Genomic DNA, 26,076 nt, shown 5'->3' with positions numbered 1-26,076 from the left:
TCTTATAAGATAGAAAGCATGTAGCGGCAAATTACGTGCTTTTTTTGTTTTGTTTGGGACTTCTCTTCTCTACTAAGAAGACATACATATCTCCTCGCTTGACTTGGTTATACTAACTTTGGAGGTATTTTCTATGCAACAAAAAAAATGGGGCTTTTGGGTACTAACAGCTTTCGTTGTCGGTAACATGGTTGGCGCTGGTATTTTCATGGTGCCAAGTACGTTGGCACAAACAGCAAGCCCTCTCGGTGTCACTTTAGCTTGGTTAACAACAGGGTTTGGTGTATTAATGCTAGCTCTTGTTTTCGGTAATTTAGCAATTCGTCGTCCTGATTTAACGACAGGACCACAAAGTCATGCATATGCTTTATTCTCATCACCAAAAAAGAAAAAAATGGCTGGTTTCAGTATGGTATGGGGATATTGGGTTGCAAACTGGGCAAGTAACGTTGCCATCATTACATCTTTCGCGGGATATTTATCACTCTTTTTCCCAATTATGAAAGATACACGACTACTATTTTCAATCGGTTCTTTTAACATAGAAGTCGGAAAACTAATTACATTTACGATTTGTTCCATCTTACTTTGGGGAACTCATATTATATTAACAAACGGTGTAAGCGGAGCTGGAAAGCTAAACTTCTTAGCAACAACAACGAAAGTAACTGGATTCCTTTTATTCATCGTCGTTACTTTATTTGCATTCGAAGCTTCTAAGTTTGGACAATGGTACACACCGATGATCGATAAATCAGGTGTATCACACGGCCTTCTTTCACAAGTAAATTTAGCCGCTCTTACGACGCTTTGGGCGTTTATCGGAATTGAATCAGCAGTACTTTTATCAAACCGTGCTACCTCTCCTAAAACGGTAAAACGCGCAACAGTGGCTGGATTACTTATTACAGTTGCGATTTACTTAGGAATTACCATTTTAACAATGGGTGTACTTCACGTTGATAAATTACAAGCTTCGGAACGTCCATTAGCAGATGCACTAAACGCTGCAATGGGTCATGGCGGCGGGAAACTGATGGCATTACTTGCTCTTACTTCCCTATTCGGTTCTATATTAGGCTGGATTTTATTAAGCTCAGAAGTACCGTATCAAGCAGCAAAAGAAGGTTTCTTCCCTTCCTTCTTTACGAAAACAAATAAAAAAGGAAGTCCAATTTACTCATTACGACTAACAAACATTATGTCGCAAGTGTTCTTATTCTCAACACTATCCGGAACAATTGCGGAAGCTTATACATTCGTTATTACCGTATCAACACTAGCCTACCTCATTCCATATCTCGTTTCACCAATCTTCCAGTTAAAACTAGTCGCAACTGGTGAAACATATAAAAATGAAATGCGGGCAAGAATTACAGATGGCATAGTCGCAGTGATCGCACTTTGCTACGCACTATGGGTTATTAAAACCGGCGCATCCGATATAAAAACGTTCCTTCTCGGAATTGGTTTATTCGTAATCGGCTTTGCCTTCTATCCATTAATGAATCGTGATCAGAAAAAAAATAACGAAAAGAAAAACGAGCAAGTTGCATAACGCAATTTGCTCGTTTTTTCTTTTATAAAACATATATAATAGAACAAAGAGGTGAAAAACATGTCAATTGAATCGCTATGGAGCAGTCGCTTCCAACAACATATGCAAAATGTCATTACATACTTTGCACGTATGATTAACGGTTTACTATATAGCTTTATCTTTATTTCATGCGTTGGCGCATACTACTATGCTCAGTTTCTAAAAACATCCCCTTCTAAAGGACTATCTTTACTACTTATCACGATTGTACTTACATTCATTATAACCAGATGTCCTATCCGTACATTTATTCAAAAACCTGATGCTGTCTATTTACTAGCACTAGAAGAGAAATTAACTTCTTATTTCAAAAAATCTCTTCTATATAATTACATCATTCAGCTTTTCCCATTATTATTTACGTTCCTTATTCTCGTTCCACTTGCACTGCAATCCTTACAAGTAACGGTACCTTTCTTATGTACAATCTTTATCGTTTTAATGATTACGAAAGCTTGGAACCTGTACATACATTGGATGTGGCGTGATAGTTATGAAAAAAGCATATGGTTCATTATTCGTATTACTTGTAACGCACTAATTACTTATATGCTGTTTTACTCAGCACATGTTCTCATATTAGGCGGATTACTCTTACTACTTGCTTTCCTGCTTCTATACACGAAAAACCAGCCTACAAAACGAATACCGTGGGATTACATAATCGAACAAGAAGAAAAAATGAACGTTCGTTTTTATCAATTTGCTAGCATTTTCACCGATGTTCCGCAACTAAATAAGCAAGTAAATAAAAGAAAATGGCTTACCAATTGGATTGAACCTTTATTGCATAAAAAACGAGCAACTTTCTTCTATTTACATACACTCGCATTTTTACGCGGGAATGATTATTTCGGTATATATATTCGCTTAGGAGTAATTGGTGCCTTCGCCTTATATTTTATACCAAATATATACGTAAAAGGCGCTATCGCATACATCGTCCTATATATGATTTCTATGCAGCTCCGTTCCCTGTGGAAATATTTTTCGGGAAATATTATTGCAGCATTATATCCAATTGATACTGAAAAACGAATGAATCAATTTCTTCGCTTAATCTTTATATTGCTAAGTATTCAACTCATTGTATTTTCAAGTGTTATCCTCATTGCTACAGGTCAATTTTCACATAGCCTTATCATTATAATTATCGGGTTACTCTGGATCAAATTTATTATTGTGCCAAAAACGAAGCAACGCATTTCTTCGTTTTAACGAAAAGAAGTATCTTAAAAGCCAAGGAGAAAATAAATTATCTCCTTGGCTTTTTTATTTTTCTTCCTCAAACAAGAATTACCGGAACAACCGATATTTTATGATTTTACATACAAAAACGATAATACATGTTTACGCCCTAACAAAAAGGGTATGTATTAAATTAACAGGGCAAAGGAACTGGAGGGAATGAAAAACATGAATTAAAGTTTTACTTTATAAAAGGCATTGCTCAAGGATGATTCTGAAACCGATACTATAATGTAAGGAGCTGTTTGCAATGAGTAAAAAAATTGCTATTTTAATAACGGATTATTTCGAGGATACAGAATACACAGAGCCAGTAGAAGCTTTTAATCAAAAGGGATATGAATTAACAACTATTGAAATGGAAAAAGGTAAAACGGTACACGGTAAACAAGGAAAAAGTGAAGTCGTAATTGATAAAAGTATTGATGATGTTTCTCCAGAGAACTTTGATGCCCTCTTCATACCAGGCGGATTTTCCCCAGATATACTTCGTGCAGATGAGCGTTTTGTTCGCTTTAGCAAAGCATTTATGGATGCGAAAAAACCTGTTTTTGCTATTTGTCACGGACCTCAGCTACTTATCACTGCACAAACACTTGAAGGACGCGATGTGACTGGATATAAATCTATTGAGGTCGACTTAAAAAATGCTGGTGGACATTTTCATGACAAAGAGGTTGTCGTATGCCAAAATCAGCTAGTAACAAGTAGACAACCGGAGGATATCCCCGCGTTTATTGAAGAATCATTGCGTATATTAGGATAGTTACTTTGGCTAACCTCATTTTATTTGTATGAAAAAAATTTAATCAGTGGGGTTTTGTTCATCCCCTACTGATTATTAGCCCTCACCAACTGGTCGTTTACAGGCAATCCGACCTCCACAAATAGCGGGATAAATAAAAAGAGTGTAATCCAAAAGTGCAGTTTTAATGACCTTTTGGTTTACACTCTTTTCTCGTCCCAAAATTTCTAATCACTTTTCATAGGCCTTTCTCATATAGTGAAAATAACTATACGATTCCTATCCATAAGTTAAATAATAATTTTACACATATATAAATAAAAAAGATGGGAGCCTTAATTATGAATAACACTCCACCTTCAACGCCCCCAAATCCTACTGAAACAAATACTCGTGAAGTGAGCTTACAAACGTTACGCGTCATTGGGCTTATTGTACTAATTAGTGGCTACATATTAGTAGCTCTTTCTGAAGTAGGAACGCTAAAAAATCTTTTGCTACAGCCTAACACTACTCCAAATTTAGCTAAAGTTGATCCGTTCTAAAAATTATATAAAAAGCGAGTCCAGTTCGTTCGCTTTTTATATAGTTTTATCCAATCTGAGAAGCATTTCTCTCACCTTCATACTTCTCTCTCCCAATCGCCTTCATAAATAATAAAATACTGCTCATACCAACGATAAAATACAGAGCACTCATTCCCCAAGATGCAAGAAATGAACCTAGCATAACACCTAATGCCCCGTTCATTTTTGCAACTTGAAAGACCATCCCGTTAATCGCCATATAAGAACCTCTTGCCTCATTTGGCACCATATCTGCCATTATAGATTGACGAACCGGCACATACATCATCTCTCCTACAGTTTGGAACAGCCCTGCAATTAATAAGATCCATAAACTATTGCTCGTTCCGATTATTGTAAATCCAATTGTATAAATGAATAAACCTACATATAAAATTTTCAAATCGTTGAAGCTTTTTAGCATTTTAATAAGAAGTGCTGAACATAACACAACTAAAATTGTATTCTCTGCTGAAATCCAGCTCAACATTCGAATACCTGTTAAATCAAACGTAAAACCATTCCCGAATAAAAAGTGCACCGTTTCAAATTCCTGCTGCAAACGTACTCCTAAATAATTATTAATTTGAAACTCTAAAGACAATGTACATATACTTGCTGCACAAAAAATTAAAAATGCTCTATCTTTCATCACGACTTTATAACTATCTGCCATATCTTTTAATACATTTTTCTTCTCTACTGTTTTTCTCGCTACATACACTTCTTCCATATATACAGCCATCACATATAAAGTAATAACGGCAATAACTGTTAATCCGATAAACAATTGCAATCTATAGTTCTCAAATAGTAATCCGCCAAATATTGCTCCAATTGCCATTGATAAATTAATAGCCCAATAGTTAATGCTGTACATCACTTTTCGATTTTCAGGTGTACTCACATCAATTAACATCGCCTCTGTCGCAGGGTTCATAAGTCCAGACCCTAAACTATTCACTAACATAAAGATAAATGTTAGCCACGGTGAATCTACGTAATCCGAATTGGCAACCCCCATACAAGCGATGGAAATGACTTGTATACTTTGACCAATAATCATCACCTTTTTACGACCGAGCCGATCCCCAACATATCCACCGTATAAACCAATTACTAATGAAGCTATGACATTAATGAGTAATAACGCACCTGCAATCGCACTACCTAACTTTATTGAAAAGTATATCGCCATAAATGGAAAAATCATCGTGGACACAGCACGTGTTAAAAACGAAGTTATAATTCTAATTTTTATATTTCGATGCATACTCCAAAACCCCATTGTTTCCCCCTCCTTATGCTTACTTATTTTACTTTGAAAAAGAGGAAGAAAAAGGTTAGAATATTCTAAAGAGTTTCCCCTTTTATTATAGAAGGAAGTGTATATATGAAAATTATGGACTATTACATTAGACTAAGACTACATGCACAAGATCAACAGCATATCCGAAATAGCTTACAAGAACTAGCGGATATTTTATATTGCAGTACGAAAAACGTGAAAATTTTATTAAAGAAAATGAGCGAGGAGCAATTAATTCACTGGACTCCAGGGCGTGGACGCGGGAATAAAACGGAAATTAAATTTTCGCATAGTTTCCTAGAAGCGATTGAATCCTATACAGATGAACTGTTAGATCAAGAAAAATTAAAAGAGGTCTTTCTTCTTTTAAAAGAACCCCTATCTCTTGCACTTCAAAGAAAGATAGAAAATAAACTGCATCATCATTTTGGATACGAACCTTCAAACGATATGTACGATATATTAAAGATTCCTATATCGAGAAAGATATTCCCATTAGATCCGGCCTTTGTCGCTGTAACTACGGAGAGCCATCTTACGAGTCAAATTTTTGACACGTTAGTCGTTTATAACGGTGTTACTGAAACAATGGAGCCACACATTGCGCATACGTGGGATTTAAGTGAAGACGGGCTTACGTGGACCTTTTATTTACGAAAAGATATACATTTTCATAACGAAACAGTTTTAACTTCTAAAGATGTACAATTTTCATTTGAACGATTAAAGCAAGTTCACTCTCCTTTCGAATGGTTAACAGAAGAAATTGTTCAAATTGAAACACCATCACCACTGCAAATACGGTTCCATTTAGCAAAACCAAATTTATTTTTCTTACACTATGTAAGTTCCATGCAACTAGCAATTTTGCCGTGTGATGCTAGTATTCAAGATCATCATTATATAGGCACTGGACCTTTCAAACTTGCTCATTACTCTGAAGATAATATCGTACTCGAAGCGTTCACCCATTATTTTAAAGAGCGCGCGTTATTAGACCGTATTGAATTTTGGGGTATTCCTGATCATGTGCAAATCGATGCTGATTATGAACTACCAAATGAAGAGGAAAATGAAAGGCATGATATACAAATAGAAGAAATAGGTTGTATTTATGCTAGCTTCAACTTTACAAAACCTGGTCCTCATCACGACATGTACTTTCGAAAAGCCTGGAGAGAACTATATGACGTTGAAACGATACTTCATAGCATAGAGGGTAGACGAACAATTGCTGCATCAAGCTTTTTCCCTGAAAGAAGTCGCCAAACTTCTAAAAGATCTTACTCTTTAGAAAAAGCGAAAGAGTATTTAAAAAAGAGCATCTATAATGGAGAAACGATACATATTTACTTCTTCGCATTTAAAGATAGTGAAAATGACGCACACTTCCTAAAAGAACGGTGTGAAAGTTTAGGTATACAAGTAGAGCTTCACCCATTTCTCGTTTCAGATTATACGGATCATTCTATCGATAAACATGCCGATATTATTTTCATGGGAGAAGTGTTTGCTGCCGATCATGAACTTGCATTCTTAAATGTATTTAAAAATAAAAGTTGCTTCGTAAACCGGTTCATGGACCCGCACTATGCAAACCAAATTAACTGTTTACTTGATACCTTTTTATTAGAAGAAAATAAAAAGAAGCGCTATGAGCTCATGTATGAAATCGAAGAATTTTTACAAGCAGAGCACATCATTTTATTTAACTATCACGTTTTGAAAAGGAAAACATATCCTTCTTCTTTAAAAAATGTAACAATTGATTCATTCGGCTGGGCAAATTTTGCGAAGTTATGGATACAGCCATCCACGTATTAAAATGTGAGTTTTTATAAAGTGAAACTTTAATCAGTGGGGTTTTGTTCATTCCCACTGATTATCAGCCCTCACCAATCGGGCTTTTACAGGCAGCCCGACCCCCACCTAACTTCTTTGCCTCCGCTGAATTTTGAGGTGGGGGTCTTACTACCCGCAAATAGCGGGATAAAAGGAGAAGAAACATGAAACGCACCCTAGAAAAAAGACTTTCTTATCTATACACAGGTGAGTTATTTTCAGTCATTACTTTTATTTTCACAAGTTACTTACTTAATTACGCTTATCCTACATTACATTTATATTCCCTATATTCTTTTTGGGTCTCATTTCTTCTTTTAGAGTTTATCTTATTACAAGGAATAATTTACTGGTACGTAAAGTTGAAACGACTAAAAAAAGAGAAAACATCTGTTACGCCCATTAGGATGATTCAATATTTAAAAATACTTAAAAAGATAAATATAGCATTCATTATCGCAGGATTTATTACGTTTACTATTGATTTTATAATTTTGTTTCCCCACTTACCTTTAGGCGGGCTATCATTCACTCTATTTATTTATATTTTTGCATTACTTGAGTACATTAACTATTATCACACTCAGCTTTCATACGATAACATCTCTGATATTAAACATTTAATCAAATCAAAAAAACTAAAACAGTCCTGTATAAGTAAAGATTTTCAACGTATTTCACAACATGAAGCTTAATTAGTGAGAGTTTTGTTCATCCCACTAATTATTCACCCCCACCAATCAGGCTTTTACGGGCAGCCCGACTCCCCACAAATAGCAGGATAAAACAAAAACCCCTTACCGTCGTAAGGGGTTTTATTACTTCGCAAAACTTTCAGCTAGCTGTTTCTCTCTCCACATAAATGTAATGCCGAGACCAACTATTAAAACAACTCCCGAAAATGCATATGGATAATGAATGTTCATATCAAATAATATTCCGCCCATCGCTGGTCCTGCAATATTCCCTAAACTCGTATACGTTGAGTTCATACCAGCAACGAATCCTTGCTCTTTGCCAGCTGCTTTTGATAAAAACGTCGTTAAAGCTGGACGAAGTAAATCAAATGCTAGGAAAATGAAGCAAGTAACGAGAAGTACAATCCAATAATTAAAGACTACAGTTGAAACGAATGCTAATACTGCACCTACAATTAAACATATTTGAATTAACACTTTTTCACCGAACATGTCGACCAATTTGCCAAACATAAATACTTGCACAACTACCCCAAAGATTGAACTAATTGTAATAATTGCCGCAATATCTTTCGGTGTGAATCCAAATTTATGATCAGAGAACAGACTAAACACAGTTTCATACGCTGATAATCCGAATGCGAGTACAAATACGATAATAAATGCAATTGCATACATTGGATGTAATGATTTCTTTAAATCTCCAATAAAACTTGATTCTTTCGTATTAGCAGAAATCTCTGCAAGCTCTTCTTTCGTTAACGGTTCTTTTAAAATAAAGATAGAAATTACACATGCTATAAAAGCAATTGCTGCTGCAACGAAAAACGGCACACGTATACCGTATTCTGCAATAAATCCGCCGATTCCAGGCCCTATAATAAATCCAGTGCTAATAGCCGCTGATAAATATCCCATCGCCTTTGGACGTTCCTGCATAGATGTAATATCCGCAACATATGCCGTAACACCAGGCATAATAAACGCAGCACTAATTCCGCCTAGCACCCTCGCTACATAAAGCATCCACACATCTTTTCCTAATCCAAAAAGAAGTTCTGAAACACCAAAAATAAATAATCCAATGATGATCATTTTCTTCCTACCATAAAGATCGACCCACCGGCCTGTAATAGGTGACGTAATGAGCTGAGCCATTGCAAACACTGCAACGAGATATCCCATCGTCTTCCCTGTTAAACTCATGTCATTCATAAAGGACGGCATAACCGGAATGATTAATCCAATCCCTAAAAAAGCGATAAATATATTACTCAAAAGAATGACCAATACCATCTTTTGTTCTTTTATCGGTTTCTTCACTTTTTAACACCTCTTCCCGTAAGCTCCTCTCAAAAAAAATAATGCCCAAGAAGCTTTTTCTTTCTCCTACTATTTGTGGGCTAATCATGAGTAGAGATGCCCCTACCCATTAGAATTTCACTCTATCCTTCCACACATACATACGTATTAGGTGAATGACTATCATTCATTTCTCCTCAAAAATAAACCTACCTTTTCAGACAGGTTCATCTTACTACTTCTTTATATGTAGTGCATGTGTTAAAAAATCTAGTACTTCTGCCTTCTGTAGCTCGACTTGCTCATCATCTTTATGATCATATAAATAAACTTGTTCCGCTGCTGATTCAACTAGAGCGATAAATAACTTAGCTGTTCGCTCTGCATGAACCGAATCGCGAATTTCACCAGCTTCTTTCGCCTCATTTAAAAATTCACTTAGCCACATATAAAGAGGCTCATACACAGCTTCCCATTCTTTTATATGTTCTGTAGATGCAAGACCTGCATACATTAAAGCTTGTATTTCACGATACTCAGCTATGAAGTTAAACACGGCATCTATTACTTGCGTAACTTTACTTGAAAAAGGCGCATCATTTTGCACTTTTTCTTTCACTGCAAGTATCATCTTTTCAACCATCACTTCTGCTATTGCAGGCATAACAGATAACTTAGAAGGAAAATATAAATAGAAAGTTCCTTGTGCAATGCCAGCCAATTTCACGATATCAGAAATCTTCGTTTTTTCAACGCCCTTTTCCTGAAACACTTCAATAGCTGCATAGACAATTTTCTCTTTTTTATTCATCATCTAAACCCTTTCAAACGCATATTGAATGACTGTCACTCATTTTATAAAATAACTAGCTGTACTGTCAATTATCTTGCACTTTTTATAATAAAAATCTCCTAACGACTTGTTAGGAGATGCAGTACACCTTTACGAAAGAGCCTTTAATCCTGTCACTCCGCATACAATAAGAGCCACACTAATGATACGTGCTTTACTTTTTGACTCACCAAACAGGAACATGTTTAATAAAACGGCTCCTGCTGTTCCAATACCAATCCAAACCGCATACGCGACACTGACTTGTAAAAATAAGAAAGATGTATACAAGAATGTAAAGGATGTAGCAAACCCGCCTATATAAAGTGCACCATTTGCTAATGTCTTATCTTTACTATACATTTTAAGACCGATCACACCGACTATTTCACTAATTGCAGCACAAAAGACGAAAAACCAACCCATTTTTAAGCAGCTCCTTCCACAGTTTCTTCTTTATTATCAGCTAGCTTTAAACCGATAACGCCAGCTACAACCATTACGATAAAGAATAATTTCCCTACACTGAAACTTCCGCCAAAAAGGAATACATCCATTAAGAAAGTCCCGACCGTACCAGCTCCGGCAAAGATGGCATATACAGTTCCTGTCGCAAGATGTTCACACGCTTTAGAAAGGAAGTGAAAATCAACAGCGATAACTCCTAAAATAATAATCCAATGCCACCAAGTATCAGCCGTATTAAAGCCAAACACCCAAAAAATTTCAAAGATACATGTTAATATGACATATAACCAAGCTCTATTTTTCATACCTCTCACCTCTTATGACTGACTATCAGTCATTTTTGTTTTAAAAAAATATGCCTCTCATCACTACTATATATAAACAACTATCATCCTCATTTACATTATATTTGTTCCATTTCCAAGCTAACTGCATACTTTCATAAAAAAATGACTGAATGTCATTCATATGTATTGTACATGAATATTTTAAAAACTGTCAATGCCGAAAGTTTATTTAAAATTTCTTTCATCCGATTTGTATATTTCCTAATAATCTGTCAATAATGCTAGTAACATAATATTTTCTCCACTCCCCCTTGGAGAGATCCCTTGAATAGAGCAGTTAGCTTGTGCTAGCTGCTCTTTTTTATATTTGTTTCACCCAACATATCGAATCATCGCCACCTCATCACAATAATCAACCTTTGGACAATGTCTACAATCAATCCATACTTTCTCTGGTAGCGCATCTCTATTCACAAAATCAAACCCGCACTTTTGAAAAAATTCCGTTTCATATGTTAAAGAAATGACTCTGCTCACTTTTATTTTCGCTGCCTCATTTATTACATGGTTCACTAACATACGCCCGATTCCTTTCCCTGCATATGTATGCGAAACGACTAACGAACGGACCTCTGCAAGGTCCTCCCCTAACACATGTAATCCAGCAACCCCAATGATTTCCTCTTCTTCTTTCATAACATATAAACATTGTAAATATTGATAGAGAGATAAAAGCGAACGCGGTAAAACCACTCCCTCTTTTGCATAAGCTTCAATGAGACTATAAATTTCTTTCACATCACTCGTAACTGCATTAAAGATTTCCATATTTTATCCCCTTGTCCCTGATATTAATATTTATAAACCTAAATGAATTTTAATACATAATTTCATATAATAATACATCTCTCTTTTCTCCCCGTCAATTACTTTATACAAACAAAAAACCAAGCAATCTAGTCGATGCTTGGTTCCTCATTTCGTATCGGCAATACTGTCGAATATTTAATTTCACGAAGTGCTAAACTCGTCTGTATCCTTGTAATACCAAGCTTATTCAGCTTTCTAATAAACTGCTCCAGCTCTTTACGATCACGATTTGCAACTTTTAATAAATAATCATACTCTCCTGTTAAACAGTGACATTCTAACACTTCAGGCATCGACTCTAATTCTTTCTCCAGCACTTCAAGCTTATCCGATTGATGAATATTCGTACTTATAAAAATGAAACATAACAAATCAAAACCAAGCTTTTCTTGATTTAAAATGGCTACTTGCTTATCAATGAATCCTTCTCCATCTAATCTTTTTATTCTCGCGTGCATCGCAGCTGGTGATAAATTAACTCGTCGCGCAAGCTCTGCATTACTTACTTGAGACTCCTTCTGCAATATATCTAAAATTCGTACGTCTAAATCATCTAACACTTTAATAACAGATGACTCCATCAAAATTCCCCCTTTTTATTACCGATGATTATTCGAAAAAACAACTTATAATCTATATAAAACTGAATATCTTTCCATAAATATCATCCAAAACAAAATATATTATCAATTTTTATCCATTATACAAAAGAATATATTACATAATAAAGAAAAATGCTAAAATTATTTACAATTCATATTGATTACAACAAAGGGGATTTTAATATGCCTTATTTTTATGTCTTTTTACTATTATTAACGAGCTTATTATGGGGAGGAAATTTCGTCGTTGGAAAATCACTCGTCGATCATGCATCACCGCTGACACTAACAAGTTTAAGATGGATCATTGCAATCGTTTGTTTATTACCAATGGTATGGTTTAAAGAAAAGAAAATCTTTCCGCCTCGCGCTGCAATACTTCCGTTAGTACTAATGGGAATTTCAGGAGTCGCTCTTTTTAACATTTTTCAATTTTTAGCACTAGAAAAAACATCCGCAACGAATGTAGGACTTATTTCTACATTAAATGCGATTTCCATTGCACTATTTTCAGTATTATTTCTAAAAGAAAAAGTAAATACACTTCAAATTCTATCCATGATTCTTTCATTCTTTGGGGTTATTCTTGTCCTATTAAAAGGTAACTTTGCACTTTTATTTTCACTACATTTTAATAGCGGCGATTTATGGATGATTGCGGCTGTTTGCATTTGGGGAATCTATTCTGTTTGTAGTAAATGGGCAACAAAAACAACGACACCGCTCATGGCCACATTATACTCTGGTATTTTCGGTGTTATTTTATTACTGCCATTTAACATTGGGAGCTTCACTGTTTCCAATATAAACACTTCTTTCATCACATCCCTTTTATATACAGGGCTTATTTCTACCGTTCTTTGTATGGTATTTTGGAATATTGGCGTACAAAAATTAGGAGCTACTACATCAGGAATTTTTCTAAACTTCAATCCGATTTTCACAGCTATTTTAGCATTCCTTTTCCTCGGTGAAGAACTAACGTGGATACAAATTTTCGGGACAATGATCGTTGTGACAGGATGTTATTTATTTTCTCATTTCAAAACGGTTACTGTTCAGCCAACTAGAGCTTTATTGCGAAAACATTATTAATGAAAAAACATCGTCATCCGAGTGGCGATGTTTTTATTTACTCTTCATTTCTTTTATATACTGCTTTTCCTCTTCTGGTGATAAACGTTCCGTCGCCTTGCCAGTATCTCCACCTTGAAGGCTCCATAAAAAGTTGTGCTCCTCAACAGTTTGAGAAAAATCTCCTTTTTCCCATCTATTTATAATAGAGAATAACTTCATTTTATATTGAAAACCTGTACTATTTTCAATATCTCTTTTTACATTAAAAATTTCCTTTTCTGTCATTTCTAAAAATCCCCATTTTTCAGAGGATTTTACTTTTTGGTGCACCATTTTATGCATAGTAGAAATAATTTCACCTTCACTAGCTTGTGGAGATTCTTCTGCAACTTTCTTCTCTTTTTCGTTTTCCGCTTGCTGGGTTTGAATATTTTTATTCTCTTTTTCCACATATGCAAGCAATTTCTTTCCGCCAACTATAGACGAGATGATTACTATAATTGTAATACATATTCCTACAATCCATTTAAAAAGCATTAGCTCTTCATCGCTTCCTTAACAATATGACTATCTACATACTGCTTAAACTTCACGATTTTTCCGTTCTCCAGTTGCCATACATGAACAAACTCTGCTTCAAATGATTTTCCCGTTTCTTTATAAACTCCTGAATAAACACCTTCAGCAATAATTACATCTTTTCCGTTTACTTCATGGCACATATTTACACTCGCCTTAAAATCATCCCATTCTGATCCTAATCGGCTAAATACATTTTCCATTATTGCTTCTACACCTATATAAGTTCCCCCGTACGGGAATCCTTCTGCCTCTGTCCATTCTACTTTTTCAGAGAGGGCTTCTACTAAATGTTTTGCATTTGAAGAAGCTGATCCTTCATACGTGCTTCGAATAATTTCTAAATTTGATTTAGGCATATTACTTCCTCCCGTTTTATTTATTTTTTGCACAAGTTGTAACATTTACAGTTACAACTTGTGCAAAAAAATATTTATATTGTTTTATTCTTAATCCATCAGTTGTAATCATTATAGTTACAATCATAATTCAAGTCAAGTCAACAATTTATAAATAAGTTTACTTCGTTTTCATTACTTTCTCTTTTACGAAACGATCTACATAGCCTTCTGCTTTTACAACGAATAAATACGCACCCATTGCTAATAATGCAAGATCTAATTCATATCCTGGATTCTTTCCATCTCCTAATAAACCTGCTGCTCCATTTACCTTTACGATAGCTCCAGCTAAAATAAGAGCGAATAACAATCCTACATATCTTACGCCTAAACCGATGATTAATAATATACCACCAACTAATTCAACTGTTGCTACGCCATATGCAAGACCACCTGGTAAGCCGATGCTTGTAAACCATCCCGCTACGTTATCGATACCTGATTGAAACTTCGCTAAACCGTGTGCAAAGAACGTTACTCCTAACACGATACGAATCATTAAATTCCCAATATATTGGTTCATTTTAAACTCTCCTTTTTGTTTTGTTATGGTGAACTTTTATTTACAAGTCAAAACAATACGGTATTTCATTTCATTCGTCAAATACTTTTTTTAAGAAAACAAAAAACATTATCCCTTTTACGGATAATGTTTTCCTACAAAATAGCGCTAATTCAAGCTTTTACTCTATTGCACAAAAAAGTTGAAACATTTTTCCAGCGCCAACATACGGCAATAAAGACAAGTCCTCTTCTATAACCATCCCAACAACATTCACTTTCTCATCTTTAAGCAAATCATGTGTGGCAACTTGCATCTCTCCTGCATATCTACCGTACAATTCATTATCAATTGTAATGCTGCCTTTCTTTCTTGAAATTGTGTTCATCGGTTGTAATACAACTTTATTTCCTTCTCTTGATTCGACAGAGCGAATGACATCACGGGCTGGATCTAGTCTATTTGTATGCACTTGTTCTACCATTTTTAACACTTCACTTTTCTCTATCAATGGCTTGTACCGCAGCGGAATAATTCCTCTACTCGCACTCGCTATCTCTTGTACACTTTCTACACTTCCGCTTATATCCCCGATTAACACCTTATCGACACCACAATCTTGTACAAGTTCTAAGTACGCTTCAAGCGGGCGCATATTGCGGTGCTTTTCTAACGTTGGTAAGCCTTCATATAACGGACCACGTTTTTCATCATCTCCCGGAATAAATGCCATCGTTTTTATTCCGCACTCATGTAAGTATTCGTTTTGTTTTTGTAAAAAGGACTTTGCTAGTCCTGTCTCTGGACGCGGATAAAAATTATGCCATGCTTCTACATTCTCTACTCGTATACTTTCTGCAAGTAACTCTTTCCAAAATGACTTTGTAATCGTACTCGCATTTAAAGCCACTTTCATCTTATGAGATACGCGCGCAATTTCTTTCGGCGTAATGCCATAATCCATTCGTAAACCAGTAATACCCCATTCTACTAACTCTTCCACATTTTCGTACGTCATTCCTAAATGGTGTAGCGATTTTGGAGAAACATCGACCATTAATTCCATTTCATTTTCAAGAGCCTGCTTCCCAAGTATTTGAATTAACTCTTTATACGTATTTGGATCATCTTCTGGTATATGAAGTGATGTAAAAATAGATGAAAATCCATTTTTCTTCGCTACTTTTAGCCACTCTTCTTGTTTCGTTACTCGTTCTTTTGCAAGATAAATTGAAACTCCAATCATATGAATCTCCCTTTCTATGAATAGAAAAAGAGAAAGGAATCCCTTTCTCTATATGTTTTCTGCCATTTCTTCTTTGAATCCGAAGAAGTACGTAAAGATGAATCCGAAAGTATATGCTACTACTAATCCAAGGAAATATAATAAATATTTATTATCAGCAATTAACGGAATTAATGATAATCCTGATACACCAATTCCAAGTGCGGCTGTTTTCATAACTGCTTGGAATGCACCACCAACCGCTGCACCTAAACAAGCTGTAAGAAACGGTTTCCCAAGTGGTAATGTAACACCGTATAATAACGGTTCGCCAATTCCTAAAAATCCAACTGGTAATGCACCTTTAATTACGTTACGCAGTCGTTTATTTTTTGTTTTTACAAAAATCGCAATCGCTGCTCCTACTTGCCCAGCTCCAGCCATTGCAAGTACTGGTAATAAAGGTGTTACGTGCGTTTGATTAATAAACTCCATATGAATCGGTGTTAAACCATGATGCAATCCGACCATCACGAGCGGTAAAAATGTTCCCGCAAGTACTGCTCCTGCAAACGCGCCGCCAATATTTAAAATCCCATTAATTCCGCTTGTAATTCCTTCAGATAAGAAACCTGCTACCGGCTGAATGGCTAACATCGTTACGATACTTACGACTAATACAGTAATAAGCGGCGTTACAATAATATCAACTGCATTTGGCACTGCTTTTCGAACTTGTCTTTCCACTACAACCATAAGCCATGCTGCAAAAATAACTGCAAATAATCCGCCCCGTCCGGGTACGAGTGCTTCACCGAATAATTTTACAGTCGCCATCGCCGGGTTAAAAATTAAAATACCAGCAATTGCCCCAAGAACCGGTGTCCCGCCAAACTCTTTCGCTGTATTCCAACCGACTAAAATCCCTAAGAATGTAAAGATACCGCCACCAATGAGTAGTAACATTTGTAGCCATGTTGCATTCGGATCAGCACCTGCGTTTTTCGCAAAGTTAGCAACCCCGTTTATAATTCCTGACGCAACAAGACCCGGAATTAACGGAATGAAAATACTTCCTATTTTTCTTAAAAAGTTTTTCACTGGTGTATTATTTTTCTTCTTAATCTCTGATTTCATCTCTTGCCCGAGATCTTCAAGATGATGATCTGCCACCTCACCAATTCGCAGTCCTGTTAAACCTTCCATTTCAGCTGCTACTTTATTTACTGTCCCTGGTCCAACAACAACTTGAAGTGTCTCATCTTCAATAACACCCATAACCCCTTCAACCTTTTTCAAAAGGTCCATATTCACTTTACTTTCATCATGAAGCGTTAATCGCAGTCTCGTCATACAATGAGCAATACCACGAATATTTTTTACTCCCCCAAGTTGCTCTGAAATTTCTTTGGCCATTCTCTCTTCTTTCTTCATAATAGAATCCCCCTCCCTATTATTTTATAGTGCCTTCTTCACAAACCCTTTCGCTTCTTTTAATTTCTCCAGTGCTTCCCCATACTCACACTGCAATAACACCATAACAATCGCGGCTTTCACATTACGTTCTGCTTTTTCGTAATACTCTGCTGCTACTTCATAACTAACACCTGTTGCTTCCACAATAATGCGTTTTGATCGTTCTACTAACTTTTCATTTGTAGACTGAACATCTACCATTAAGTTTTTATACACTTTCCCTACACCAATCATAGAAGCTGTTGAAATCATATTGAGTACTAATTTTTGCGCTGTACCAGCTTTCAAACGCGTTGAGCCTGTTAAAATTTCGGCGCCTGTTTCTACTTCCACATTTAGCTTTGCATATTTACTTATTTCAGCATTTTTATTACAGGAGATACTAGCTGTACTCGCTCCCACGCTATGCGCGTATTTCAATCCGCCAATGACATAAGGAGTTCGACCACTTGCCGCAATTCCAATTACAGTATCTTTCTCGTTTAATCCGATACTTTTTAAATCTTCTTCCGCGAACTCTTCACGGTCTTCGGCACCTTCCACCGCTTTAGTAAACGCTTTCAATCCTCCTGCTATAAACCCCTGTACCATTTTATTATCTGTGCCAAATGTCGGCGGACATTCCACTGCGTCTAAAATACCTAAACGACCACTTGTACCAGCCCCAATGTAAATGAGTCGCCCTTCTCTTTCAAATGATTGAATTACAGTTTGCACAACCTGTTCAATCTGTTCTATCTCTTTTTCAACTGCTAACGCAACAGTTCGATCTTCTTCATTCATGCTTTGCAAAACTTCTTTTATACTCATCTCATCTAAATTCATCGTCTTTTCATTACGGTGTTCTGTCGATAAATTTTCTAACATATTACCACCTACTTTGAAATTTAATTTCATACTTTTATTATAACTTCAAGAAATTTAAAATCAATATGACTGTATTATTTTATGAAATTTAATTTCTTTTCATGACGAATTTATCCCACTTTAACTGGCAGTAAGACCCCCACCTCAAATTCAGCGAAAGCAAAGAAGATAGGTGGGGGATCAACTGCCTGTAAAAGTCCGATTGGTTCAACTAATAATAAGTGGGGGATGCCCCCCCACTTATTAAAGTTTCACTTTATGTCAGTACGCAAAAAAAAAGATGGGTTTCCCCATCTTCTCATTTTAACTTCCGTAACCGCAAGGCTTCTTCTCTTGTCTCCATAAATCGATCCAGCACTTTATTACCAATACGATTAAAAGTAATCACATATAAAGCATCAATCATATTCAGCTGTGTCATTCTCGAAGCAATACTCGCAATACGATGATCTTGTTCTACATCTGGCATACAAAGACGAATATCCGCCTCTTTATATAACGGTGATGATTGATCTAGCTTGGTAATCGCAATAACTGTTGCACCTTGTCTCTTCGCATATTGCGCCATTTCAAGTACATCTTTCGTACGACCAGATGTTGAAATCGCCACAAATATATCACCCTCTTTTAAATTTGTCACAAGCGGCAACATCATATGAAAATCAGATAGCATCATTGCAATAAATCCGAGCCTTGTAAATTTATAAGCCCCGTCCATCGCTGGAGTAGCTGATCCGCCTACTCCGTAAAATATAATTTTATCCGCATTTACAATAAGGTCTGCTGCTTTTTCCAGCTCCTTCTTATCTATAGCCGTAACGCTCGCCTCAATTGCAGCTTTATTCACATATGTAACTTTATTAAACAAGTCATACGGTCCATCTTCCGTATTCATCACTGAAAAATCGTTAATATTATAATCAGCAATCGTTAATTCGCGAACGAGTGCGATTTTAAATGCTTTAAAACTTCCGATTCCAATCGACTTACAAAAGCGAACAACGCTCGCCTCACTTGCGCCTGCATTCGTTGACACTTCTTTCGTCGTTAAGTTCGGAACAATCTCTGCATTCTCCATTATGTACATGGCAACCTTCTTTTCAGCTGGTGAAAATTGATCCATATTACTTTCAATTTTAAATAGTAATGTAGAAGCTTTCACTATTTAACCTCCACTTCTTACGGTTGCGTATCTTCTCTACTATCATTTGTATCATATAGATAAAAAGCATCATTACCAGGTGGATGATGAACAATTACAGTTCGCTCCCCTTTTTTATATGATGTTATTTCACCTTCAGATCGCTGCTTTTCCCATCCACCTATCCAAATTGCAAAGTCAGGTACAAAAGCAGTGTACTTATAGTCCTTCGGGTTTTCGTCTTCTACATAGGAAGAAAAAATAGAAACCGGAAAACCTTTCACTTTTGATTCTTTCCATGCAGTAAATGGTATACATAGCGCAATAAGTATGATTACACCGATAACCTTCCCCTTCGTAATCCTCACACATTTTTTCTCCTCGACTTATCATATACGTAGATTTTACCATAATTACAACCTATTCACGCTATATGACTATTGCTTTTTTCCAATAAAAAAGAGCTTACCTACATCAGATAAGCTCTTCTTCTCTATACAAAATACTTCTTCAAAAGTGGCGGCGTAATAATCGTCGTTAATATAACAACAATGACAATCGCTGTGAAATTTTCTTTCGCTAATAAATTCGCCGCAAGTCCATTCGCTGCGATGATAAGCGCCACTTCTCCGCGCGATACCATTCCCGCACCGATACTAATAGAAGATTGAAGGTTGAATCCTGTTAGTCTTGCTCCTAAACCTGATCCGATTAACTTTGTAAAAATCGCAATAAGCGTCATAATGATAATGAACCAAAGCTGGCTTCCGATACCTTGAAATGTAATTTCCATTCCGATACTTACGAAGAACACTGGTACAAATATCGCATAAGCAATTGGCTCAATCTTATGTTCTACCTCATGCTTGTATTCTGTTTGAGAAATCGCAATCCCTGCTGCAAATGCTCCAATAATACCGGCGATTCCCATCATTTCACTGTAATACGAAAAAGAGAAACAAATAATAAGTGCTGCACTAATTAATGCTTCTGTTACGCGAAGTGGTACGAGCATCTTCATAATCCATGGAACCACTTTCCAGGAGATGAAAACGATACTTACAAAAAAGATAATTTTCTTTGCAATGACAAGCGTTACATTTACATCTTGTGTACCTAAAAAACTCATCACAAATGCTAATAAAATAACAACAATTACATCATCAAATACAGCTGCCCCTAAAATCGTCGTACTTTCTCTCGTATTCATTTTCCCTAAATCTCTTAATGTTTGAACAGAAATACTAACCGAAGTGGCACAAAGTAATAACCCTAAAAAGATCGCATGCGACTGTAACATTCCAAACGCCAGTCCTGCTAAATACCCACCAAGGAATGGGAAAATAATCCCTCCCATCGCTACTGCGAATGCAGATTTCAAATTCCGATTTAACTCTTCTAAATCCGTTTCAAGCCCCGCCATAAACATAAGTAGTAAAACACCAATCTCACTCAGTTCATCAATCAATTCAGAACTATTAATAATACCAAGCACAGCCGGACCGATAATAATACCAACAATTAACTTACCAAGTACAGAGGGCTGGCCAAGTCTCACGCTAATATCACCAGCTAATTTCGTACAAAGTAAAATGACGACAAGTTCAAAATAAAATAACATAACATCTTCTCCTACTTTATAAAGTGAAACTTTTATGAGTGGTTTTGTCACTCTGTTAATCCTCGTCCATTCCTGCCAGTAGTTTCCCCTATTCATTCGCATTTTATTTGTCATATTTTTATTTGACAAAATATTCTGAATTATAATAAGATTAATCCAGCAATTTTAAAAAACTACCTACCATAACTGTACCTCCATTTACTTACATACTCTTTTCTAGTGGGCTCATACTATATTCGCAGTTATGGAAATGAAAAAACGGGGGGAGAGTCCAAAGTGAAGTCATTATTACGAAAAAAACCGCTTAGTACTGAATCACCACGGCAGCTAGATAGAACATTAACGGCACTCGATTTAACATTTTTAGGGATTGGCGCCGTAATTGGGACAGGGATCTTTGTATTAACAGGTATTGTCGCAGCGAAGCATTCTGGTCCTGGTATTATGCTATCATTCCTTATTGCTGCATTTACTTGTGCTTGTGTAGCCTTTTGTTATGCCGAATTTGCTTCTTCTATTCCTGTCTCAGGAAGTGTGTACACTTACGCATATATGACAGTCGGAGAAGTCGTCGCCTTCATCGTCGGCTGGTGTTTAATGCTCGAATATTTACTTGCAGTCGCGGCAGTAGCTGTCGGTTGGTCTGGTTATTTACAATCTTTACTACAAGGATTTAACATCCATCTGCCCACCATAATAGCCTCGGCCCCTGGCGTAGGAAAAGGTGGTATTATCGATTTACCGGCTGTTTGTATTTTACTACTCATTACGGGCCTTTTAAGTTTCGGTATACGCGAAAGCGCACGCATTAATAATGTTATGGTTCTTATCAAGTTAGCTGTTATTATCGCCTTTATCGTAGCAGGCGCAAAATATGTAAAACCTGAAAATTGGACGCCGTTCATTCCATTCGGATACGACGGTATCATTACTGGAGCTGCCACTGTATTCTTCGCCTTCTTAGGCTTTGATGCAATCGCCACCGCGGCAGAAGAAACGAAAAAACCACAGCGCGATTTACCAATTGGCATTATCGGTTCCCTTCTTATTTGTACTGTTTTATACATGATTGTATCTTTCGTTTTAACAGGTATGGTTCCATATACACAATTAGATGTTTCTGATCCAGTTGCGTTTGCCTTACATTTCGTTGGCGAAGATACAATTGCAGGACTTCTCGCTGTTGGCGCGATGACTGGAATGACAACCGTCCTCCTAGTCGTTATGTACGGACAAGTTCGCGTTTCTTATGCGATGAGCCGCGACGGACTACTTCCAAAAGCGCTAGCACGTGTAAATAAAAAAGTAAAAGTCCCTTTATTAAACACATGGATCACTGGTGTTGTTGCCGCTTTATTAGCAGGACTTTTAGACTTACATTTACTAGCGAATTTAGTAAACATCGGTACATTAACAGCATTCACATTCGTTTGCTGCGCTGTACTTATTTTACGAAAAACACATCCTGATTTAAAACGTGGATTCCGCGCACCTTTCGTACCTGTATTACCAGTTGTCGCCATTCTTTGCTGTTTATATTTGATGATTAATTTGTCTAAAACGACATGGATTAGCTTTATAGCTTGGCTTATAGTTGGCTTATGTTTCTATTTCTTCTACTCTAGAAAACATAGTCATTTAGCTACTGAAAAAACAAATGATGAAGAGAAAAAAGCATAACAAAATAGCTCGCCAATAAAACGGTGAGCTATCTTTCTGTATTATTATATTTTTTCGTTAACGATTGTAAAATGAAAAATATGCCGATGCAAGCTGTAAACGATGCCCAATTTCCTATCGGTGTAGCGTATTTAAAAACGCCAATACCTACAAGCAATAGGAAAATAATCACCTGATATATAAGCTTCCACTTTTGCATATATTCCCTCCTTTACTTCGTTCCCTTCTTTTTCTTCTTCCATGCATTTAAACTATCAAAGAAGAAATTAATAAATAACGTGCCTAAACCCGCTAATAAAAACGTCATTAAAAATAGAACCCATATACTTTTCTCTTTTAAGAAATAATATCCTACAAGGAGCACAACCGCGATCCATACATATTCAAGAATTCTTTTTAGCTTTTTCTCTTCCAAATTATTCGCTCCTTCATTCTATGCTACTTTTAGTATAACAAAAAAGAAGCCAATCATGATAAGCTTCTTTTTCTTCTCTCTTATTTGTTTATGCTTTTTTCAACGAGTGAAATCGCATATTCCACCGTACGATTCATCGTTTCTACTTGTGCATCTTTTACTTTCGCATCTTTTAATACAGCTTCTGCCACTGTAATTTTTTGACTCAATGATTTCACTGAACCATCCGTTACATTTGCAGCTTGCGCTTTTTTCACCACTGCTTTTGCAGTTTCAATATTGATTTGTAATTTTTCTTTCGGTGTTTTCGGTTGTTCTTCTGCTACTTTAGATTGTACAAATGTTACATTAGCTGTTTTTAATTCATTATACGCTTGAACGATTTGCTCTCCAGTACTTCCTACATTTTCAAATGCTTGCTTTGCAGTGTTATAGCTTTTCTCTAGTGCTTGAAATGCTTCCTTTGAATATTGACCTGGTTTGTCACCAAACTCATACGTACCAGCTAACACTTCTTTCACTTTCCCAAGCTCTTCATATAACGCGTTTACTTGCTCTAATTTTGTACGATTAGAAAACTCATTATACGCTGCTAATACTTCTGAAGAACTTAATGCTTTACTATATAATTTTGCAAGCGCAATTTGTCCATTTAGCGGAATACCACCATTCCCATTACTATCTGGATCTGCACCAAGTGCAAATGGTACGTTCGGGTGATATACTTTCCCTGTAGCTGGTTGGCTATTTACTTTTTTACCATCTACGTAAATTGCTACTTCACTTCCGTTATACGTTCCTGTTAAATGATACGTTTTATTTGCCTCTAATTGAACGCCAACACGTTTATAACTTCCACCAATATGAGCCCATAATTCTACATAACCACTTCCTGTAGCTTCAAAACCAATTCCGCCGCTCTCTGTATTTTGTAAAATACCTTGTCCGCGAATTTCATTCATTGAAAACACAGTTTCTAATGTAAATGTATTTGCTACTTTTTCTTTTTGTGCTGCTGAAAATGGAAGGTATCCAAATGTATTTGCTTTTCCGTTTAGCTTCATAACATTCTTTTTCAACACTTTATCATATTCAATAGTCACATTACCCTTAACATCACCTTTTGTACCAAATGATGAATTGTCTTTAAATGTACCATCTGCAAAGTTTACATCAAAAACATCCGCCTTTGGTACTTTCACATTCGGGTCAATATTATCTTTTTTCGTAGTAATCTCTGCCGTTAATGGTTGTACACTTTCGTTGCCGAATGAATCAATCGCAACGACTTCCAGTGTATATGTTTTCCCGCCATCTAGTCCTGCAAGCGTAAATGTCAGTTCTTTCGGCACTGGATCACGATAAAACTCTGAGAATGCTAACAATTTATTCTTTATTTCTCCCGTTTGCTTATCTCTCGCTTGTACACGGTAAGAATGAACAAGAAGGTTGTCCAACGCTTGCTGGAATGTTACTGTTGCTGCATTTTCTGTTACATTTGATACCGACAACTTCGCATCTTTTGCAAAGTATGGCTTTTCTTTATCACGATCTTCTACATGTGTAAATGTGTCTTTCTTTGATGGTAATTTAATTTTCCAAGGCTCGCCTGTCCAAGAATTTGTATGGAAATCACGGCGATTAATCGTTACTTCTTTATCATCTACTTCTACTAATAAACCTTGGCTTAATGTACTAGCTCCTGACGGGATATTTCCTTGTACTTTACCACCTTCAACCTCCATATAACTTACTGAAGATGTGCCAACTGATGTAAAGTCTTTTTGATGAATCGATCTTGGATCATCTAACGGATAATGTGAATGACCTGAAAACGTAATAACTTGTGGGTATTGTTTTAATACCTCATTAATTTTTGCACTATCTTGTGTTCCCCATTCATGACTACCGTATACTGTCTCTTTAATGTGTTGATGTAAAAATACGAAAATCGGTTTTTCTGGGTCATCTTTTTGTGCTTTCGCCATCTCTTCTTTTAACCAATTAATTTGCTTATCTGAATAATATCCGTGTGTTGTCCCATTTTCTGGCGACATAACAAGGAAGTGATACCCTTTCACCACTTTATGATAATAAATCGATTCCATTCCTGTTTTTTCTAAGAAACGCTTCTGTGCGCCCTCTACAGATAAACCGTTCCAATAATCATGATTACCAAGAGAATTCATTCGCACGGCATCTTTATTTGCATTTTCATTATACACTTGCATGAAACGATCATATTGCTGCAGTGACCCTGTATCTGTGAAATCACCTACGATAACAAATGCATCTTGCTTTGGCGCAAGCGTATTGAGCTGTTCAATCGCTCGTTTCCAGCGAAACGTATCATCCGTTCCACTATTTTTAATATGTACATCACTTACAACTGGGAAAACTATCTTCTTTTCACTAGGTGCCTTTTCTTGCTTCTTCTCTTCCGCTTTAACTGATGTACTCCACGGAAATGATACCAATGCTAATACAAAAACCATTAATAATCCAATAAGACCTTTTACTTTTCGTAAAGCAGTTCTGTCCACGTGTATCCTCCTCATAATAATCGATTCATTACAAGGGCTATTTTATCTAAAGCATATTAATGTCGTTTAAATAATAAATGAATTTTATTAGTTTTTTGTAAATATACAGTTAATTAAAGGTTAAGTCCAACATTCTTCTTACTATTGTATATAACCACTTTTTGTCTAAAAGAGTCTGAG

Annotated in this window: 27 protein-coding genes; 8 read left to right on the top strand and 19 right to left on the bottom strand. The window is 36.2% G+C overall.

Features of this window, described 5'->3' with window-relative positions:
- The first annotated feature begins 133 nt into the window (after window positions 1–133).
- The 4 genes from JDS82_RS18015 (at window position 134) to JDS82_RS18000 (ending at window position 4,138) form a co-directional block, all read left to right on the top strand.
- Entirely contained in the window at window positions 134–1,558 is a 1,425-nt protein-coding gene (locus tag JDS82_RS18015) for an amino acid permease (protein ID WP_016089172.1), read from the top strand.
- Between the two features lie 60 nt (window positions 1,559–1,618).
- Entirely contained in the window at window positions 1,619–2,818 is a 1,200-nt protein-coding gene (locus JDS82_RS18010; protein ID WP_064056167.1) for an ABC transporter permease, read from the top strand.
- A 280-nt stretch (window positions 2,819–3,098) separates the two neighbouring features.
- Window positions 3,099–3,614, top strand: coding sequence for a type 1 glutamine amidotransferase domain-containing protein (locus tag JDS82_RS18005; protein WP_199713667.1), 516 nt, complete (start codon window positions 3,099–3,101; stop codon window positions 3,612–3,614).
- A 320-nt stretch (window positions 3,615–3,934) separates the two neighbouring features.
- A complete protein-coding gene (locus JDS82_RS18000) occupies window positions 3,935–4,138 on the top strand; it encodes a hypothetical protein (protein ID WP_064056169.1) in 204 nt (67 codons plus the stop codon).
- A 46-nt stretch (window positions 4,139–4,184) separates the two neighbouring features.
- Here JDS82_RS18000 and JDS82_RS17995 read toward each other — a convergent pair whose 3' ends face one another.
- A complete protein-coding gene (locus JDS82_RS17995) occupies window positions 4,185–5,447 on the bottom strand; it encodes an MDR family MFS transporter (protein WP_199713666.1) in 1,263 nt (420 codons plus the stop codon).
- A gap of 105 nt (window positions 5,448–5,552) precedes the next feature.
- Between JDS82_RS17995 and JDS82_RS17990 the strand changes: the two genes are divergently transcribed.
- Both JDS82_RS17990 and JDS82_RS17985 read left to right on the top strand, forming a co-directional pair.
- Window positions 5,553–7,292: an SgrR family transcriptional regulator gene (locus tag JDS82_RS17990; RefSeq protein ID WP_199713665.1), complete on the top strand. Its 1,740-nt coding sequence runs from the start codon at window positions 5,553–5,555 to the stop codon at window positions 7,290–7,292.
- A 182-nt stretch (window positions 7,293–7,474) separates the two neighbouring features.
- Window positions 7,475–8,005, top strand: coding sequence for a hypothetical protein (locus JDS82_RS17985; RefSeq protein WP_064056172.1), 531 nt, complete (start codon window positions 7,475–7,477; stop codon window positions 8,003–8,005).
- Window positions 8,006–8,128: 123 nt separating this feature from the next.
- Here the strand turns inward: JDS82_RS17985 and JDS82_RS17980 are convergent, their stop codons facing one another.
- The 6 genes from JDS82_RS17980 to JDS82_RS17955 all read right to left on the bottom strand — a co-directional run bounded on the left by JDS82_RS17980 (window position 8,129) and on the right by JDS82_RS17955 (window position 12,348).
- Window positions 8,129–9,331, bottom strand: coding sequence for an MFS transporter (locus JDS82_RS17980; RefSeq protein WP_061677864.1), 1,203 nt, complete (start codon window positions 9,329–9,331; stop codon window positions 8,129–8,131).
- A gap of 214 nt (window positions 9,332–9,545) precedes the next feature.
- Entirely contained in the window at window positions 9,546–10,124 is a 579-nt protein-coding gene (locus tag JDS82_RS17975) for a TetR/AcrR family transcriptional regulator (RefSeq protein ID WP_060629685.1), read from the bottom strand.
- A gap of 129 nt (window positions 10,125–10,253) precedes the next feature.
- Window positions 10,254–10,568 (bottom strand): DMT family transporter, encoded by a 315-nt coding sequence (locus JDS82_RS17970; RefSeq protein ID WP_064056173.1) that lies wholly within the window; start codon window positions 10,566–10,568, stop codon window positions 10,254–10,256.
- Between the two features lie 2 nt (window positions 10,569–10,570).
- Complete coding sequence (locus tag JDS82_RS17965) at window positions 10,571–10,915, bottom strand: DMT family transporter (protein WP_000796014.1); 345 nt, start codon at window positions 10,913–10,915, stop codon at window positions 10,571–10,573.
- 354 nt (window positions 10,916–11,269) lie between these two features.
- Window positions 11,270–11,725 (bottom strand): N-acetyltransferase, encoded by a 456-nt coding sequence (locus tag JDS82_RS17960; RefSeq protein WP_064056174.1) that lies wholly within the window; start codon window positions 11,723–11,725, stop codon window positions 11,270–11,272.
- 128 nt (window positions 11,726–11,853) lie between these two features.
- The gene (locus JDS82_RS17955; protein WP_064056175.1) at window positions 11,854–12,348 is read right to left on the bottom strand and encodes an Lrp/AsnC family transcriptional regulator; all 495 of its coding nucleotides are present in this window, start codon (window positions 12,346–12,348) and stop codon (window positions 11,854–11,856) included.
- A 204-nt stretch (window positions 12,349–12,552) separates the two neighbouring features.
- Between JDS82_RS17955 and JDS82_RS17950 the strand changes: the two genes are divergently transcribed.
- Complete coding sequence (locus tag JDS82_RS17950; RefSeq protein WP_064056176.1) at window positions 12,553–13,464, top strand: DMT family transporter; 912 nt, start codon at window positions 12,553–12,555, stop codon at window positions 13,462–13,464.
- Between the two features lie 33 nt (window positions 13,465–13,497).
- Here the strand turns inward: JDS82_RS17950 and JDS82_RS17945 are convergent, their stop codons facing one another.
- The 9 genes from JDS82_RS17945 to JDS82_RS17905 form a co-directional block, all read right to left on the bottom strand.
- A complete protein-coding gene (locus JDS82_RS17945) occupies window positions 13,498–13,983 on the bottom strand; it encodes a PRK06770 family protein (protein WP_000897985.1) in 486 nt (161 codons plus the stop codon).
- Complete coding sequence (locus tag JDS82_RS17940) at window positions 13,983–14,384, bottom strand: nuclear transport factor 2 family protein (RefSeq protein ID WP_001126714.1); 402 nt, start codon at window positions 14,382–14,384, stop codon at window positions 13,983–13,985. Before JDS82_RS17940 ends, JDS82_RS17945 begins: the two co-directional genes overlap by 1 nt.
- Before the next feature lie 160 nt (window positions 14,385–14,544).
- Window positions 14,545–14,949: a DoxX family protein gene (locus JDS82_RS17935; RefSeq protein ID WP_199713664.1), complete on the bottom strand. Its 405-nt coding sequence runs from the start codon at window positions 14,947–14,949 to the stop codon at window positions 14,545–14,547.
- 160 nt (window positions 14,950–15,109) lie between these two features.
- Window positions 15,110–16,174: a DUF871 domain-containing protein gene (locus JDS82_RS17930; protein WP_199713663.1), complete on the bottom strand. Its 1,065-nt coding sequence runs from the start codon at window positions 16,172–16,174 to the stop codon at window positions 15,110–15,112.
- Window positions 16,175–16,222: 48 nt separating this feature from the next.
- On the bottom strand, window positions 16,223–17,587 hold the full coding sequence (locus tag JDS82_RS17925; protein ID WP_048567144.1) for a PTS transporter subunit EIIC: 1,365 nt from the start codon (window positions 17,585–17,587) through the stop codon (window positions 16,223–16,225).
- Window positions 17,588–17,611: 24 nt separating this feature from the next.
- Window positions 17,612–18,496: an N-acetylmuramic acid 6-phosphate etherase gene (gene murQ, locus JDS82_RS17920; RefSeq protein WP_016089194.1), complete on the bottom strand. Its 885-nt coding sequence runs from the start codon at window positions 18,494–18,496 to the stop codon at window positions 17,612–17,614.
- A gap of 298 nt (window positions 18,497–18,794) precedes the next feature.
- Window positions 18,795–19,658, bottom strand: a complete 864-nt coding sequence (locus JDS82_RS17915; RefSeq protein WP_199713662.1) for an SIS domain-containing protein — start codon at window positions 19,656–19,658, stop codon at window positions 18,795–18,797.
- 17 nt (window positions 19,659–19,675) lie between these two features.
- Window positions 19,676–20,005: a hypothetical protein gene (locus JDS82_RS17910; RefSeq protein ID WP_001223249.1), complete on the bottom strand. Its 330-nt coding sequence runs from the start codon at window positions 20,003–20,005 to the stop codon at window positions 19,676–19,678.
- 125 nt (window positions 20,006–20,130) lie between these two features.
- The gene (locus JDS82_RS17905) at window positions 20,131–21,354 is read right to left on the bottom strand and encodes a cation:proton antiporter (protein ID WP_053215530.1); all 1,224 of its coding nucleotides are present in this window, start codon (window positions 21,352–21,354) and stop codon (window positions 20,131–20,133) included.
- Window positions 21,355–21,477: 123 nt separating this feature from the next.
- Here JDS82_RS17905 and JDS82_RS17900 point away from each other — a divergent pair, with 123 nt between their 5' ends.
- Window positions 21,478–22,938 (top strand): branched-chain amino acid transporter BcaP, encoded by a 1,461-nt coding sequence (locus tag JDS82_RS17900; RefSeq protein WP_199713661.1) that lies wholly within the window; start codon window positions 21,478–21,480, stop codon window positions 22,936–22,938.
- A gap of 28 nt (window positions 22,939–22,966) precedes the next feature.
- Here JDS82_RS17900 and JDS82_RS17895 read toward each other — a convergent pair whose 3' ends face one another.
- The 3 genes from JDS82_RS17895 to JDS82_RS17885 form a co-directional block, all read right to left on the bottom strand.
- Window positions 22,967–23,137 (bottom strand): hypothetical protein, encoded by a 171-nt coding sequence (locus JDS82_RS17895; RefSeq protein WP_001174844.1) that lies wholly within the window; start codon window positions 23,135–23,137, stop codon window positions 22,967–22,969.
- Window positions 23,138–23,149: 12 nt separating this feature from the next.
- Window positions 23,150–23,353, bottom strand: coding sequence for a hypothetical protein (locus JDS82_RS17890; protein WP_000391504.1), 204 nt, complete (start codon window positions 23,351–23,353; stop codon window positions 23,150–23,152).
- Window positions 23,354–23,433: 80 nt separating this feature from the next.
- Entirely contained in the window at window positions 23,434–25,896 is a 2,463-nt protein-coding gene (locus tag JDS82_RS17885; protein WP_199713660.1) for a LamG-like jellyroll fold domain-containing protein, read from the bottom strand.
- Window positions 25,897–26,076 lie beyond the last annotated feature (180 nt).

This window comes from Bacillus cereus group sp. N14, assembly GCF_016483555.1.
GTDB classification, from domain to species: domain Bacteria; phylum Bacillota; class Bacilli; order Bacillales; family Bacillaceae_G; genus Bacillus_A; species Bacillus_A wiedmannii.
Note: the sequence above shows the minus strand (reverse complement) of the source record. Positions and strands in the feature narration are given on the sequence as shown.